Raw genomic sequence first — 16,780 nt, 5'->3', positions numbered from 1 at the left:
TCCCGCTGGGTTTTCTTTTGTATACTACCGCCTCATTAAAACAATTATCATTAAGCCTTCACGATGGATAAGAAAAAGCAAAGCAGCTTGAATAAGTGGCTGAAGCAACAAAGTAAGTTAGCCAAGCGCTGGCTTATGATTGCGATAGGCCTAGGCGTACTTTCAAGCGTGTTTTTATTGGCTCAAGCAGCCCTGCTCGCCTCCATTCTGCACCAGTTAATCATTGACCAAGTCGACAAAGCCGACCTCATTTGGCATTTTGTTGGGCTCGGTGGCACGGTTATCGGTCGAGCTGCTTGTACCTGGGGTCGAGAGCTTGCCGGTTACCGTTGCGGGGAGCAAATTCGAGTTTATATTCGCCAACTCATTTTAGATAAAGTTCATAAACTTGGGCCAGCTTACATCAAAGGCAAACCTGCTGGCAGTTGGGCAACGCTCATCTTAGAGCAGGTAGAAGATATGCAAGATTTCTTCTCACGCTACTTGCCTCAAATGTCATTATCGGTACTAGTGCCTTTCATCATTTTGGTTGTCGTATTCCCAGTAAACTGGGCAGCAGGCTTGATCTTCCTGGTCACTGCACCACTAGTGCCTATTTTCATGGCACTGGTTGGGATGAAAGCCGCAGAAGCAAACCGTAAAAACTTTAAAGCAATGCAGCGTTTGTCGGGTCACTTTTATGACCGCTTGCAAGCAATGACGACCATTCGCTTATTCGATAGAACAAAATCTGAAACTGAAACTCTTAAGGGTGCTTCGGAAGTCTTTCGTACTCGTACCATGGACGTTCTGAAAATCGCGTTTCTGTCTTCTGCGGTGTTAGAGTTTTTCACTTCTATTTCTATCGCAATTACCGCTGTCTACTTTGGCTTTAGTTATATCGGGGAGCTGGACTTCGGCTACTACGGCGCAGGTGTTACGCTCTTTGCTGGTTTGTTCATTCTGATTCTTGCTCCAGAGTTTTATCAGCCATTACGTGATTTGGGCACGTTCTATCATGCGAAACAGCAAGCGGTTGGCGCAGCAGAAAGCATTGTCGAGTTTCTGGATTTGGAAGTCGATCAAATCAAAGATGGTACCCAAGCGTTAGATAAAAACAGCCCTATCCATATTGAAGCGGACCAGTTAACCATTTTTAGTCCGGAAGGTAAGCAGCTCGCAGGTCCCCTATCCTTCTCTCTTGAAGCCAACAAAAGTACGGCTTTAGTTGGACCAAGTGGCGCAGGTAAAACAAGCTTGGTAAACACCATCCTCGGTTTCATGCCTTATCAAGGTAGCTTGAAGATTAATGGTTGTGAATTGTCGCAACTGGATCTAGCCACATGGCGAGAGGCAGTAAGCTGGATTGGTCAAAACCCGATGCTATTACACGGTAGCATTCGAGATAACATCACACTAGGTAAGCACAATATTCAGGATGCAGACGTACATTCTGTGTTGAATGACTCTCACGCTGCTGAATTTGTTGAAATGCATGGGTTGGATTATCCGATATCTGATCGTTCTGGTGGTTTATCTGTCGGCCAAGCGCAGCGTTTAGCACTGGCTCGCGCCATGCTACAAAATGGTCGTTTTTGGTTATTAGATGAACCAACCGCAAGCTTAGATGCTCGCAGTGAAAAACTCGTGATGGAAGGCATTAACAAGTATGCGCATGCCACAACGAATTTGATGATTACTCACCAACTTGCGCCTTTACAAAACGTATCGCAAATTCTTGTTATGCAGGACGGCCAGATTGTTCAACGTGGTGATTACGCCACACTGTCGACAGAATATGGCTTATTTAAAGACATGTTGGAAGCGAACCTCGCACAACGTGAAACAGACAAGGGGAACTTAGATGCGTGATTTACTCCCTTATCTAAAACTCTATAAGAAACACTGGTTTGGTCTTTCGCTAGGTATGCTACTGGCATTTCTGACCTTAGCGGCATCTATTGGCTTGTTAACGCTATCAGGTTGGTTTATTTCAGCCGCAGCGGTGGCAGGCTTGACGGTTGCTCGTGAGACCTTCAACTACATGTTACCAGGTGCCGGGGTACGCGGCGCTGCAATGGCTCGAACCGCAGGTCGATGGGGAGAACGTGTCGTTAGCCACAATGCAACGTTCAAGCTGCTTACCGATCTACGTATCTTCTTCTTTAAGAAACTTGCACCACTGATTCCGGGTCGTGTTTCTACGATGCGTGATGCCGATCTGCTCAACCGCCTAGTAGCGGACGTAGATGCGATGGATCACGTTTACCTTCGACTTATCAGCCCTGTCGTGATTGGTGTTTTTGGCATATTGAGTTTAACGGCTGTCCTGGCGTTCTTTGATTGGCATCTCGCCCTACTGCTTGGCTCGATTCTTACCGTCATGTTGTTTGTATGGCCAGTACTGTTCTATAAACTGGGTAAAAACAATGGCGAGAATCTCACTCATCATAAAGCGCAATTGCGAGTGGCGACACTGGACTGGCTTCAAGGCTACAGTGAACTGAGTATCTTTGGAGCAGAAGAACGTTATCGTAATCTCATTCTAGAGAAGCAGAAGCAGTTGCTGTCTAACCAATTTGTGAACGCGAATTTAACGGGCATGGCTTCAGGCCTGCTTATGCTGGTGAACGGCATTACACTGGTTGTGATGCTTTGGTTTGCTGCAGACGGCGTAGGTGGTCGTGCTCCTGATCCTTGGATTGCGCTGTTCGCGTTTGCAACCATGGCTAGCTTTGAGATTCTGATGCCTATCGCGGGCGCATTCCAGTATCTCGGTCAAACGTTGACCTCTGCTCGTCGTTTAAATGAAGTAATTTTGGCTGAACCTGACGTTGTCTTCCCTGAGCAGTCGAAACATAAAGACACAACGTTAGACATTGAATTCGACAACATAGATTTTACTTACCCTGACGGTCAGCAAAAGGTGCTGAAAGACTTGTCACTCTCACTACCGTTGGGCACTAAAACTGCAATTGTAGGTCAAACAGGTTCAGGTAAATCAACACTGATTCAGCTTCTTTGCCGCTACTGGGATGTTAACCAAGGTGAAGTTCGAATCGGTGGTACAAAACTGCAAGATTGGAGCGAGTCGGACCTGCGAGCAGCAATGACTGTGGTCAGTCAACGCGTAGATGTACTAAACGGGACACTACGTGACAACTTACTCATGGCCGCTCCGGATGCAAGTGATGAGCAACTGTCTACTATTTTACAAAAAGTCGAGCTTGGCGGACTTCTTGAAGAGCCGGGGTTAGACGCTTGGTTAGGCGACGGCGGTCGTCAGTTATCTGGTGGTGAGAAACGTCGAATCGGTATTGCTCGAGCATTGCTACGTGATGCCCCAATCCTACTCTTAGATGAACCGACTGAAGGCCTCGATAAGCGTACGGAACAAAAAGTGATGGCGCTTTTCAATGAACACTTTGCTAATAAGACAGTAGTATTCATTACACACCGACTGATAGAGCTAGAAAGTATGGATAGCATCTGTTTGATGGAACAAGGTGAGATCATCGAACAAGGCGACCATCCAACGCTACTCGCTCAAAAAGGTCGTTACTACCAGCTATTACAATCTCTATAATTCGATTTTCAGTGACGAGAAGGGCTCATCAAACGATGAGCCCTTTTGTTATTCCTGTATTATTAGTTACCTAATTAAGCACGTATACAGTGCTGATTTACCGACCAGATTTTTTGAGATAAGCCGCCATTTCATCTTCCGGAACCATGCCCCCACCTGTTGCCCAAACAAGATGTGTTGCGTTTTTGAGTTTTTCTTCGTCAAATTTCATTCGAGACTGGTAAGCATGGTTATTCGAGACGTGCACTGCACCAATCATACCGGCTAATGCAGAAGGCTCTAGATTAATACCTTCCAGTTCACTTAACTCACCCAAGTGGTGATACATACGAGCGTCATCAATGGTGTAAAAACCATCAAGTAGCCTTTCCATCGCTCTTCCGACAAATCCCGAGGCACGCCCGACTGCCAAACCATCAGCTGCGGTGATGTTATCGATACCCAAATCTTGTACCGAAATATCGTCATGCAAGCCTGTATGTACGCCCAACAGCATGCACGGTGAGTGCGTTGGCTCTGCGAAAATACAGTGGACATGCTCGCCAAAGGCTACCTTCAAGCCAAATGCCACGCCACCAGGGCCGCCGCCAACACCACAAGGAAGATAAACAAACAATGGATGATGCTCATCAACAACGATTCCCAAGTCATCAAACTGCTGCTTAAGACGCTCACCCGCAACAGAGTAACCTAGAAACAGCGTCCGTGAGTTTTCATCATCGATAAAGAAACAGTTGGGATCTTTTTCTGCCTCTTTACGACCTTGCTCGACAGCAATACCATAATCTTCTTGGTGCTCTACGACATTAACACCATGTGACCGGAGCTTATTTTTCTTCCATTCCCGCGCATCCGCAGACATGTGGACTGAAACTGAAAAACCCAGCTTCGCACTCATGATGCCGATGGACATACCAAGATTGCCGGTTGAGCCAACCGCAATACTGTACTGCTTAAAAAACTGCCGAAACTCATTGCTGAACAATTTGCTGTAATCATCGCTTTCACAGAGCAAGCCGGCATCAAACGCCAACTTTTCTGCATGAGTGAGCACTTCATAAATACCACCTCTCGCTTTGATCGAACCAGAAATTGGCAAATGACTGTCTTTTTTGAGCATTAAATGGCCCAATATTGGTGTGCCGTATTGCTGCTCCAAACGCACTTTCATATTGGGAATATCCACCACTGCGGACTCAATAACGCCACGCGACGTTTCCGTTTCGGGAAACGCTTTCATCAAATAAGGCGCAAATCGTGCTAGCCGTTTACTCGCCGCTTGAATATCTTTTTCATCTAACCCGACATGAGGTAAGCCTTCCTCCAAGGAAGTGATATGGGGGTTAAACCAACAAACCTCTTCAAGATCAATAAGTGCTGTCAAGAGTGGGAACTGCTTAGTCAGCGCTTCAATATTTGCCTTGGTCATTTTACCTTCCTGGAATGATGTGAGTTGAGATAAACAAAAGCGCCGCAATAGCGACGCTTTAGAGAACAACTATCAGTTTGAGCTTACGCGTAGTTTTTCTCAAACTCTTGCATGAAGTCTACTAACGCTTGAACACCTTCTAGCGGCATTGCGTTATAAATGGATGCTCGCATACCACCAACTGCTCGGTGACCTTTTAGCGCTTTCAGCCCTTTAGAGTCTGCTAGCTCAAGGAAGGTTGCATCCAGTTCAGGTTTAGCAAGTTGAAATGGCACGTTCATCAAAGAACGGTTTGCTGAGTGCACGCCATTACGGTAGAAATCAGACTGATCGATGTAATCATACAGTAGCGCGGCTTTAGCGCGGTTCACTTGCTCAATTGCTTTTACTCCACCCTGTGCCTTCAGCCATTTGAAAACAAGACCAGACAGGTACCATGCAAAGGTTGGTGGTGTGTTGAACATTGATTCTTTTTCTGCCAAAACAGTGTAATCCAAGATACTTGGTAGAACCTGCTTCGCCATACCTAATAAATCATCGCGCACGATAGCAATAGCAATGCCGGAAGGACCAATATTTTTCTGAGCGCCCGCGTAAATCACACCGTATTTAGACACATCGATTTCACGAGAAAGAATTGTCGAAGACATGTCAGCAACAATCGGTTTGTCGGTGATAGGAAGATCGTTAATCTCAATACCATCAATGGTCTCATTTGGACAGAAGTGAACGTAAGCCGCTTCTGGAGCAATTTTCCATTCACTTGCAGGTAGAACCGCGACTTTCCCGTTGATTTCTGTTTTTGCATCAAACACGTCTGGTTCGCAGTATTTTTTCGCTTCAGCTACCGCGCTTTCAGCCCAATAACCACCATCGATGTAAGTTGCCGTATCGGCATCACCAAGTAAATTTAGAGGAACAGCAGCAAACTGAGCACGAGCACCACCTTGGCAGAACAGCACTTTATAGTTGTCCGGAATATTCAGAAGATCACGTAAATCCTGCTCGGCTTCTTCTGCAACTTTGATGAACTCTTTGCTTCGGTGGCTGATTTCCATGACCGAAGTGCCAAGACCTTGCCAATCGATTAGTTCCTTTTGTGCTTGCTGCATAACTGCTTTAGGCAGACCTGCTGGCCCTGCACTGAAGTTAAATACGTTGTCCGTATTTTGTTCCATGATGCTCATTGCTCCTGCTATGTAAATATTACGAAATTAATATCACGTTTTCGCAGTGATAAAAACAAGAAAAGAGGTCTTACGACCTCTTTTTAAAGACTAAGCGTTGAATTGGAACAAATTCGCAACAACACGAATTACTGTTGTTGCATCAAAGCAGGCATAAGTAGAGCCACCAATGGGAACTCATGCCCATTTTCGAACTTCAATTTGCCTTCACCAATTTCTGCTTTTAATTGATAACCGCCCTCTACTTTTTCGATCAACTCCATAATAAGGAGCTCATCAATCCCTTCTTGAATAAATGGGTAATGCGTTACTAACTCATCAGAGAAGTAAGTGCTAAGTTCACCAGTAGTGGCCGTCACCAACTTCATTGGATCTTGAGTAATATGCTCAGTACCTTCAGGGATGGATAGTTGCCACTCATTGTGGAACTTGCCGTCACCGAACGCGAGTGAAAGCTCGTTCACGGATAAATCAAAACCTTTGCTAAACAGCGTATCGACATGCGGCAATAAATTCGCAATTTCCTGCTCATCTAACATAGGAGAGCTTTGATAGATAGACATAATTTGATCAAAAGACTGGCTATCCACATCTGCAATTGAGAAATCCAACTTAAAGTTATCGACATCCGTCCCATCAGTTAAACGTAGTTTCTTAGCATCTAGGTTTAATTGACTGTTCAGCTTATCACCAGACTCACTCATCGTAGTGTTACCACGGTAGCTCGCATTTTCAATCAAAAAGACAGGCGTTAAGTTCGCATCAACCACATCTAGCTTCTCTAGAGAGAAAGATTGCTCGCCTAACCAGTAGCCTTTTGCTTGCTTTCCTTTACCTTGCCCTGTCAATGCATTCAGATGAAGCTCTTCACCGTTTTCAAAATCCACTTGAACAGAAGGAACGGAAACTTGGTAATTGAGATCACCCAATACCGTCACATCACCTGTTACTTTTGCAGGGCTTGTAGAAACAGAAACGCCTTGCGCTTCGTTACGATAATGCCAACTGTCTAGGTCGAGGATAAATGCTGTATTGCCATTTAGTTGAGTCTGGCTATGCATCGTGAGAGGCAAAAAGTCATTGTCCACCAATTTTGAATCTGCTGTTAGGCTTGTTAGACCGTGGCTAACATCACTGGTTACGTCAAACGTCGTTGGCATACCATCACGCTCTAGCTGCGTTTTAAGCTCAGGATCAACAACTGAATAACGAGTCAGCACGACTGAAGACAAGTAGCCACGCTGATACTCGACCACTTCACCTTTAATCATTTCATCATTCATATTGGTAATACCATCTTCAATGATGGACTGACCAATTTGTCCGACAGCCAATGGCCAACACAGTGCTAATGAGATAGCACCACCAATGGCGCCGATTTTTTTAAGATTTTGCATAACGTCACTTATTAGATATTTTCGGTCAGTCTACCCCAAACCACCTGCGGAGAAAACATTGAGACAAATCAGACTATTGATGCTTATTCTAGTCCATTAATCAGGAATCATACTTGGCTCCCACTCATCATGTCCTTTTATTGTTAAAGTTTGCGTGGCGAAGTTTTAACCGGAGCTAAAACATCTGTGAATCGTTATGCTGTGTTGTGTCTCGACAACAACCCAATCAGTGCTGAACAGTTTCGATTGGAGCTGTCTGCCTTCTCAAGTAAGTTTGATATTTTTTCTGTCGAATCGATAGAAGAGGCTCAAAGCGCTTTAGAGTATCTAGAAGAAAGAGAACAGACTGTTGCTTTAGTTATAGCGAGCCATCACGCTCATTTTAACGGCGTGGATTTTCTTATTGGTTTAGACCGGATGCCACATACCGAGCAAGCAAGAAAAATTCTTATTAGCTGCTCGTCTGATATAGAGGCAATTCTCACTGCCGTTAATGAGGGCAGGCTCGACCACTGCCTCACTAAACCTTTGCCAGATCACGTCTTATTTAACACAGTGCAAAAAGAGCTGACCCAATTTATCTTGCGAAATGGCAAAGAAGACCTGCTAAGTTACAGTCAGATATTGGATCATCACAGCTTGTTGCGAGCGCACATCAATAACCAGATGAGCCATTATCAAGCCGGATTCTTACACGACTACCACTCGATGTCTGATGCCGAGTTAGCCGAGCAAGTGATCTCCGCTCTCCAGCAATTTTTCAAAGATAATGACGAAACAAGAGCGTGCCGTACATACTCACCTGAACACTTATTAACCGTGGAAGGCGAGCCAAATTGCTTTTTGTGGTTTATCACCGAAGGTGAAGTGGCTCTGTACAAGCGCGATGAGCAAGGCATGCAGCGAGAGGTTGTACGCCATAACAAAGGGAATATTGTCGGAGGCATGTCGTTTGTTACTGGGGAATGTTCTTTCTCGACAGCTCTGACACTAACCAAAACAGAAGTTATCAAACTCGATCGCAACGTATTCAATAAAGTGATGCAAAGCGACTCAAACTTACTGCCTCTTTTTACAAACTTGCTCTTACGCCACTTCAACCGCCGATTGCAAAGAAGCATCAACACCAAACTGCAACTTCAAAAAACGCTCGAATCTTTAGAATCAGCCCACCAGCAGCTCATTGAAAGAGAAAAAATGGCGATGCTTGGTCAATTGGTTGCGGGAGTGGCCCACGAACTAAACAATCCAGTAGCCGCGATATTAAGGGGCGTAGAGAATTTAACGCATACACTAGAACGATTACTTAACGATGCGCCCAGTTCCGATATACAAACCAAAGGCATTGAATTACTGAACAAAGCGCAAACCTCAAAACCCGCTTCAACCGCCGAGCTCAGATCACGCGTAAAAGCGCTTAGCTATACTCTTCCAGAACGAGCGTTGGCAAAGAAAGTGGTGAGCCTTGGTTTAGAATCCGATCACGAGCTACTTACCCAACTAACGAGAAAGCAGCAAGCGTCTTATCATGCCCTCAATACACTAGAGCAATACCACAAAGCAGGTTCCACACTTCGCTCAATTAATGTCTGTGCAGCACGAATTGCTGATATGGTAAAAAGCCTGAAAGGATATGCTCGGTCAGATGATGAAACCCTGCACTATGCCGATATTCATGAGGGTATTGAAGACACCTTGGTGATTTTCGAGAACAAATTAAAAATGCACCAAGTTTCAACCGACTATGCAAACTTGCCTTCCATCCTTTGTCAACCGATCGCACTCCAACAGGTGTGGACGAACTTGGTCTCTAACGCCATTGACGCATTTCCAGAGAAAGGTGTGTTAAACATACAAACACGCCTTGTAGAAAAAGAGCACACACATTATGCCGTTATCTCATTTGAAGATAATGGATGTGGCATTCCTGAATCGCAAAGAGACGCCATTTTCGAGCTGAACTTCACCACAAAAAAAGAAGGTAATTTTGGCTTAGGCATCGGGCTGTCCATCTGCCAGCAAATCGTAACAGCACACAGAGGGTGGATTGACGTCGAATCAGAGATCGGCCAGTTCACACGAATGACCGTCTGGTTACCAGTCATCGAAGAAGGAGATGAAACATGACCAAGTATCTAATTTTATGTGTCGATGACGAACGAGAAGTCTTGGATAGCGTGCTCCAAGATCTTGCTCCCTTCGAGGAGAACTTTGTTGTCGAAGGAGCGGAATCAGTGACTGAAGCTCGGCAAGTGATTGAGGAGATGGCGGAAGAAGAAGTTCAGCTTGCTCTCATTTTATGTGACCACATTATGCCGGAACAAACTGGGATCAGCTTCTTAATCGAACTCAGTCAAAATGGTGACACAAAAGCAGCGCGCAAAGTTTTACTCACAGGACAAGCCGGTTTGGAAGACACCGTAGAAGCCGTAAATAACGCGAGTCTCGATTATTACATTGCCAAACCTTGGAAAGGCGAAGCGTTGAGAAAGGCAATCGTGTCTCAGCTTACCGCGTTTGTGATTGAGAATGATGATAACCTGCTATCCTGGACTCAAATCCTTGATTCTGAGGCAATCCTCAACGCCATGGCAGAAAGAAGAGCAAGCTTTGGCGAGTAATAAAGTGTTTGGTTCTAACTTGAACTCAACGATGCTCATTGCACCACCTAACCTCGCATAGTCGAATGAGGTTAGAAAAACATCGTTACTTGTCCGAGTGAAATCCTCGGACACTACGTATATGGCGTAGTTTTTGCTTAAACCAAGGAACTATTAAGTTAATTGACAAAACATCGACACATTTTTGTTGGTCGTGGACCTTCCTTTTTATTATGATGTCGGACAAATCAGATTACGGTTCAAGTGGTTGCTTGAATCCATGGAAATAATGAACAAGGTTTATCGTTAGTTATGCGTAAAACACTATTAGCCGCTGCCTTACTAGTGGCATCAAGCCATGCCCTAGCTGCAAACGATCGCAATGCGCCAGCAACTATGAGCAACTTTAGCTACGACTATTTCGAAGCACGTATTGGCGCAAGTCCTGTGACATTTGGTGCTGGATTCAGCAAATCAATTCACCCGAACGCGCATGTTATTGCTCGTATTGACTCTGAGTTTGAAAGTGATTTTGATTCAGCTGCAGGCTTTGGCTTCCATTCTCCGCTAAACAACTGGGCAGATCTTACTGGTGAAATGCTAATGCGCGTTGTGCAACCTTCGAATGAGAGCAGCACAGATGTTGGTATGGAGCTTAACTTAGGTGTTCGCCAATGGTTAGGCCCTCAATTAGAAGTAGGCGGCAAAGTCGGCTACGTTTCTATCGATAACGATGACGATTGGACTGGCTCTGCTTACGCTCGATTCCACTCAACAGAGCTTTTCTCTTTGGGTGCTGAAGCACGTATCAACGATTTTTACGGTGATCAGGTAATGTTCACTACGCGTTTTAAGTTTTAAGATTTGTGCTGTAAGAAAAGAGCAAATTAAAAAAACAAAAACCGAGGTCTCTGCCTCGGTTTTTTTGTCTAATTTAATGACTAACTCAATGAAGTGGTAAAAAACTTCAACGTCCTTTTTCCGCTTTTCACACTTGCCTTTACGACCCGCTAACTCCATCGAAACGAGTCAATCATTGTGCGATCAGCTTCGCTTAGTCACACAGTGCCAATAACTGTTTTTTACGCGGCTCTTGGATCAGTTTCCAATGTACGCCATCAGTTGCACCAGCAAATTTCCACAGTAGCTTTACATCAACATCATTACCGTAAGCCGTTTTAACTTTGTTGAAGACTTTTACAGGTCCAAGTTCTAAAAAGGTTTCTACGTCATCAACACCGGCTTTCTTGACCATACGTTCAAGGGTTAGTTGCATGTTGGGTAAGTCTCTTAAGCGTCTACTGGCAGAGGACTTTTGATATTTCCGTTCCTTAATTGAGTATTCAATTGATTTCTGTACCAGTTCATCAAGCCCTACATATCCGGATTCGAATAAATCGGTTACATCATAATAATTTACGGTTGCCGTCGTCTGTTTTTTGACGTGCTTATACTTCTCACAGCTCAGTTGAGTAAACACTTCATCTAGCCCATTACCACCACGTAAGTAGCAGCAATCATTGCTGACAAGCGCAAACATAGCATCATCGGTGAATAAACCAATACCACCGAACATAGAACGTTTTTGGTACTCACTGAAGGTGCGTACATATTTAAAAAAAGCTTGGTCTGTCATGTCCATTGACCTCTTTAATCTGAATAAATTACCCCGATTAGCGATGTCACCAGATAAACAGCAGCTTATAGCGAATTATAAATGTCGATTTGTTGGCGATATTTTTGTGAGTTGTGCTCACCAACTTGCTTAATCATACTTAACGTTGAAAAATAAGTTAGGACATAGGTCACATATAAAAAAGTATAAATTCTGCATACGTGATTAGTTTCACACTTATTGTTTGTGTGGTGATATTTTTTTGACGCATAGCATGCCTAAAACACGCCATCATTATGATCTCGCTGGCAATTACGGGCACATAATACGCATTTAATTGATAAAGAATACGCTGTAAGGGTACACTGTACGAAAGATCTCAAGTACAGCGTCACAATGGAACATTTATCATTTTTTTGGCTGCCAAATAATAAAGATAAGCTTATAAACGCACTGGAATCCGAGTTTGCTCAGCTGGTAGAACAGTCCATCGCCACGGGTAAGATTTCGTTACCTCCTATTCCTGATGTCGTGCTTAAAATTCAGCAGTTATGTGTCGAAGAACACACCACGATTGCCGATGTTGCTAACTGTTTATTGGAAGATCCCGGATTAGCAGCGGTCGTTTTACGAGTCGCTAACTCTGTGATTTTCAATCGCAGAAATATCACCTGCAACGACTTAACTACAGCGGTATCTCGTCTCGGAATACTTCGTGTACGTGATATTGTTACCGCACAAGCGATCGAGCAACTTAAACACTCAGTTAATCTCACTAAAGAATGCAATGCCATCTTGGTGAAGAGTGCAGCGATATCGCGTGAGCTCGGTGCCGTCATGGTGATGTTGGTTCAATCGTTTCGTAGCCACGAGCCAGGCACTTATGGTCATCTAGAGCAAGAAAAGGCGTTATTGGTCGGTCTATTAGCCGATATTGGGTTATTTTGCCTAATTAATGAGTACCACTTGTACTTAGATAGGGGCAATTACTTAGACCCAGATATTGCATTGCAGATCTTCCAAACACGTTGTTCTGCCACAAGTAAACTGGTACTTGAGCGTTGGGGGTTTGACAACGACTTCAGAGAAGTATCCTCAAACGAAAAATACGAATTAACGCGACCAGAAGTGAGTTATCTCGACATCGCTAGAATTGCGCATCATTTATTGATGTTCCGCAATCACGATGAACGCATTGACGAACATGAAGTTGAATTCAACTTAACTGGTGCAGAAGTCTTGTATGAACTTAGTAACATGAGTGATACTGACTTCAATGATCAAATCCGTGCTGTACTGAATGCTAGCGGTTTGTAATTTATCGTTTTCTGATAATACCTTATCCGTGATAAAACGATTCGCTCAAGGCTGAGCTGTGTGTGGTGAAATGTCTCTAATTTCAACCGATAGATAATTTGATTTATGCGTGTTGATGTTATCTCAAAAAGGAATCATTGAGCTTTATGTTCTCAGGGATGCTATTTATTTTCGCTCCGCTTGTGGTGGGGTATCTAATTCCTATATCTCGATCTTCGTTATTGGAGAAGATCAATCAGTCAACGTCCTACCTTATTTACGTCATTTTGTCGTTGATGGGTCTTAGCTTAGCGGCGCTCGATAATTTAAGCAGCAACTTACAAAGTATTCTCCTCTATGCGAGTACGTTTTTTTTGTGTCTAAGTGCATGCAACCTGTTGGCTCTGCCTATTATTGATAAAATTATTCCACTCCAGACCAATCAGAATCAAAAGAAGTTACCGTTATCTTCGATGGCTTTAGAGTCTGTTAAGCTTATCGTGGTCGTTGGCGGCGGGTTAGTGGTTGGCCTGCTGTTACCCATTGATTTAAGTTGGGTAGATACAGCAAGCGAATGGATACTCTTTCTACTTCTATTTTTTATTGGTATTCAGCTGCGCAATAGTGGACTTACTCTGCGTCAAATCCTATTAAATAAACAAGGAATGGCCATTGCGGCTGTTGTCATCGCAACATGTATGCTTGGTGGCGTTCTTGCAGCGGTGCTTTTGGATCTTCCTCTTTATCAAGCACTCGCAATGGCTTCAGGTTTTGGCTGGTATTCACTCGCAGGTATTTTAATGGGTGACGCTTTTGGTCCGGTATTTGGTGGCGCGTCGTTCTTGATTGAATTGATGAGAGAGCTAGTCGCACTGGTTGCCATTCCTCTCTTTATTCGTAGCTATCCGTGCACCGCAATTGGTTACGCCGGTGCAACAGCAATGGACTTCACCCTACCCGTTATTCAAACCACCGGTGGTGTGCGTTGTGTTCCTGTTGCTATCGTTAGCGGCTTTATTTTGAGTTTATTGGTACCAGTTATGATGCTTTTCTTTGTATCACTTGCTAGCTAGATCTCAGGTTTTCGCTTTAACATCCATTACAATACGGCAAAAATTTAAATACCCAGTTAACGTCAAAGTGGTCAATATTTTTTGGCAAGACCCCTCTTTCTTTTCGTCATTCAGCCCAACGATTTGTCACGACCAAATAGAAAGAAGGGAGAAACATCAACTGATGTGCATTGCGTTAATAAAGGGATAACAACCAGAAGGAAGAAGAATGAAACGCTTTGTCGTTGCAGCGCTCCTCGCTACAAGCTCAACTTTTACGCTTGCCGCAGATCAACAATGTCTTGCTAGCAAATACGATGGCTACGTCGATGCCTCACTACAGTGGTATCAAGATCTTGTTGATTTGACGGTTACCCAATATCCAGATCTGAAAGAAGTTAGTCAATGGTTCTTGGATGGACGTAAACATCACTTTGAATTAAACCGCGAAGCGGTTCACTACTTTCTAGAGAACGACCCTAGCCGCGTTGCGACGGAACAGCCAATCGAAGCATGGTTAAAACTAGAGCAACATGACGTTAAGCAGTTAGCGACCCGAAGCGATAAGTTAGGTGAAGTTGCAAAACAGACATTTAGCGACCGTCAATCAACTAACCACCCAAAAAACTACGAGCTTCGTTCAGCATTCGCTGATCTGCTTAGTCATCCCCAACAAATTGATACCGCACTTAATAAGTACAATCAGTCAATAGAAAAGATTGAAAAGCAGAAATGTGACTAAGATTGCTCGCATTAGTCGTTGATTAGCATTCGATAACATCAGAGTGTTTTAACGTACTCAATCTAGAATTTTTTAATGTGAATATCGTAACCTTCACCTAAAATTTTCATTTCTACAACTTGGGTTTCAACAATTAAAACGGGACTTTGCGCCCGTTTTAGTTTAGATTGTGCCGCTCGCATTACCAAAATAACTACAAAGATTCTTTGCTATGGTTAAGGAACAAAAAACCGCTGATGTTAGCTTTGAGAGCTTGCTAAAGATCTTCACTGTCCCAGAAGGTCCGGACTCAACGTTAACTAAAATTGACGAGAGCCTCTCGCGAAATCTAAATCAATTTCTTCGTGAACACATCGTGGCAGAAGAAAAGCCTTTACGCGAAATCGAAAAAGACTTTTCTTCTGCTCAGATTCCTGAGCAGCCAGAGTTCGTGTCAGATCATACAGAGCACTTACTCGACACTTTGGTGTCGCACTCAGTTCACACATCTTCACCAAGCTTCATTGGTCATATGACATCGGCACTGCCTTATTTCTTGATGCCACTTTCAAAGATCATGATCGCCTTAAACCAAAACCTGGTAAAAATAGAGACTTCCAAAGCCTTTACGCCACTTGAGCGTCAAGTTTTGGGTATGCTGCATCGCTTGATATATGGTCAGAATGATACGTTTTACAATCAGTGGATGCACAGTGCAAACCACTCATTAGGCGCATTTTGTTCCGGCGGCACCGTTGCCAATATCACTGCGCTTTGGGTAGCACGTAACAAAGCGTTAAGAGCCAATGGCTCATTTAAAGGCGTGGAAAAGGAAGGCCTTTTTAAAGCCATGAAGCACTATGGCTATGATGGCTTAGCGGTGCTAGTGTCTGAGCGTGGTCACTACTCCCTTAAGAAAGCAGCCGATGTATTAGGGCTAGGCCAAGAGGGCTTGGTTGCGGTTAAAACCGATGCCAACAACCGTATTATTGTCGACGACCTTAAAGCGAAAATTGTTGAGCTCGAAAAACAAAATATCAAGCCTATTGCTGTTATTGGTGTGGCTGGCACAACAGAGACAGGTAATGTTGATCCATTGCCTGAAATCGCTGAAGTCTGCCAAGCTCACGGCTGTCACTTCCATGTGGATGCCGCATGGGGTGGCGCAACACTTATGTCTAACCATCACCGTCACCTTCTCAAAGGTGTGGAAATGGCAGACTCAGTAACTATTGATGCACACAAGCAGCTCTATATCCCGATGGGCGCTGGTATGGTTCTGTTCAAAGACCCTGACGCAATGAAATCCATAGAGCATCACGCTCAATATATATTGCGCAAAGGTTCAAAAGACCTAGGCAGCCATACACTAGAAGGCTCACGTTCGGGCATGGCGATGTTGGTCTACGCCGCAATGCACATCATAAGTCGCCCAGGTTACGAGCTTCTGATTGACCAAAGCATTGAAAAGGCTCGATACTTTGCGGATTTAATCAAACAGCAAGATGATTTCGAGTTAGTTTCTGAACCAGAGCTTTGTCTGCTCACATACCGTTATTTGCCGCCATTCATCCGTGAAGCATTAGCACAAGCAGAAGGCTCACAAAAAGAACAACTGAATGAGCTGATCAATGAGTTAACACAGTTTATTCAAAAGCGTCAGCGCGAAACGGGCAAATCGTTCGTTTCACGTACAAGACTGAACCCAGACCAATGGCAACGCATGAATACGATAGTGTTTCGAGTGGTTTTGGCAAATCCACTGACCACAAAAGAAATTTTGAGCTCAGTGCTTGATGAACAACGCGAAATCGCCAAGCAAGCACCGAATTTGATGAAAAGAATTCAACAGCTGGTTGTTGATATTCAATCGTCTTAACAGCCAGATCGAGTTACATCAATTTGAAATTTTTTTTCG

General features: G+C 44.0%; 13 protein-coding genes. 9 read left to right on the top strand and 4 right to left on the bottom strand.

The annotated features are described in order from the left end of the window. The first annotated feature begins 63 nt into the window (after nucleotides 1-63). Nucleotides 64-1,851 (top strand): heme ABC transporter permease/ATP-binding protein CydD, encoded by a 1,788-nt coding sequence (gene cydD, locus R7190_RS05460; RefSeq protein WP_167415146.1) that lies wholly within the window; start codon nucleotides 64-66, stop codon nucleotides 1,849-1,851. Continuing rightward, nucleotides 1,844-3,565: a heme ABC transporter ATP-binding protein/permease CydC gene (gene cydC, locus R7190_RS05455; protein WP_047100726.1), complete on the top strand. Its 1,722-nt coding sequence runs from the start codon at nucleotides 1,844-1,846 to the stop codon at nucleotides 3,563-3,565. The genes cydD and cydC overlap by 8 nt, the downstream gene beginning before the upstream one ends. 97 nt (nucleotides 3,566-3,662) lie before the next feature. Here the strand turns inward: cydC and R7190_RS05450 are convergent, their stop codons facing one another. The 3 genes from R7190_RS05450 to R7190_RS05440 form a co-directional block, all read right to left on the bottom strand. Further along, entirely contained in the window at nucleotides 3,663-4,994 is a 1,332-nt protein-coding gene (locus tag R7190_RS05450) for a D-serine ammonia-lyase (protein ID WP_167415145.1), read from the bottom strand. Between the two features lie 83 nt (nucleotides 4,995-5,077). Further along, a complete protein-coding gene (serC, locus tag R7190_RS05445; RefSeq protein ID WP_031781349.1) occupies nucleotides 5,078-6,172 on the bottom strand; it encodes a 3-phosphoserine/phosphohydroxythreonine transaminase in 1,095 nt (364 codons plus the stop codon). 137 nt (nucleotides 6,173-6,309) lie between these two features. Then, nucleotides 6,310-7,578 (bottom strand): DUF945 family protein, encoded by a 1,269-nt coding sequence (locus tag R7190_RS05440; protein WP_005389614.1) that lies wholly within the window; start codon nucleotides 7,576-7,578, stop codon nucleotides 6,310-6,312. Between the two features lie 186 nt (nucleotides 7,579-7,764). Between R7190_RS05440 and R7190_RS05435 the strand changes: the two genes are divergently transcribed. From R7190_RS05435 to R7190_RS05425, 3 genes are all read left to right on the top strand, one after another. Then, nucleotides 7,765-9,705: an ATP-binding protein gene (locus R7190_RS05435; RefSeq protein WP_086047128.1), complete on the top strand. Its 1,941-nt coding sequence runs from the start codon at nucleotides 7,765-7,767 to the stop codon at nucleotides 9,703-9,705. Next, nucleotides 9,702-10,199, top strand: a complete 498-nt coding sequence (locus R7190_RS05430) for a response regulator (protein ID WP_005378005.1) — start codon at nucleotides 9,702-9,704, stop codon at nucleotides 10,197-10,199. Before R7190_RS05435 ends, R7190_RS05430 begins: the two co-directional genes overlap by 4 nt. A 291-nt stretch (nucleotides 10,200-10,490) precedes the next feature. After that, on the top strand, nucleotides 10,491-11,039 hold the full coding sequence (locus R7190_RS05425; protein WP_005378006.1) for a hypothetical protein: 549 nt from the start codon (nucleotides 10,491-10,493) through the stop codon (nucleotides 11,037-11,039). A gap of 193 nt (nucleotides 11,040-11,232) precedes the next feature. On the opposite strand, the gene R7190_RS05420 is transcribed toward R7190_RS05425, so the two are convergent. After that, nucleotides 11,233-11,820, bottom strand: a complete 588-nt coding sequence (locus R7190_RS05420) for a TfoX/Sxy family DNA transformation protein (protein ID WP_005378007.1) — start codon at nucleotides 11,818-11,820, stop codon at nucleotides 11,233-11,235. 369 nt (nucleotides 11,821-12,189) lie between these two features. Between R7190_RS05420 and R7190_RS05415 the strand changes: the two genes are divergently transcribed. From R7190_RS05415 to panP, 4 genes are all read left to right on the top strand, one after another. Next, the gene (locus tag R7190_RS05415; protein WP_005378009.1) at nucleotides 12,190-13,110 is read left to right on the top strand and encodes an HDOD domain-containing protein; all 921 of its coding nucleotides are present in this window, start codon (nucleotides 12,190-12,192) and stop codon (nucleotides 13,108-13,110) included. A gap of 146 nt (nucleotides 13,111-13,256) precedes the next feature. Further along, complete coding sequence (locus tag R7190_RS05410) at nucleotides 13,257-14,162, top strand: lysine exporter LysO family protein (protein ID WP_005378011.1); 906 nt, start codon at nucleotides 13,257-13,259, stop codon at nucleotides 14,160-14,162. A 208-nt stretch (nucleotides 14,163-14,370) separates the two neighbouring features. Beyond that, the gene (locus tag R7190_RS05405) at nucleotides 14,371-14,883 is read left to right on the top strand and encodes a hypothetical protein (protein WP_017634875.1); all 513 of its coding nucleotides are present in this window, start codon (nucleotides 14,371-14,373) and stop codon (nucleotides 14,881-14,883) included. A gap of 211 nt (nucleotides 14,884-15,094) precedes the next feature. Continuing rightward, a complete protein-coding gene (panP, locus tag R7190_RS05400; protein ID WP_167415143.1) occupies nucleotides 15,095-16,741 on the top strand; it encodes a pyridoxal-dependent aspartate 1-decarboxylase PanP in 1,647 nt (548 codons plus the stop codon). The last annotated feature ends 39 nt before the right edge of the window (nucleotides 16,742-16,780 follow it).

It is taken from the genome of Vibrio sp. 1078-1 (genome assembly GCF_033340475.1).
The sequence above is the reverse complement of the archived record's forward strand: the minus strand, read 5'-3'. Positions and strand labels throughout refer to the sequence as shown.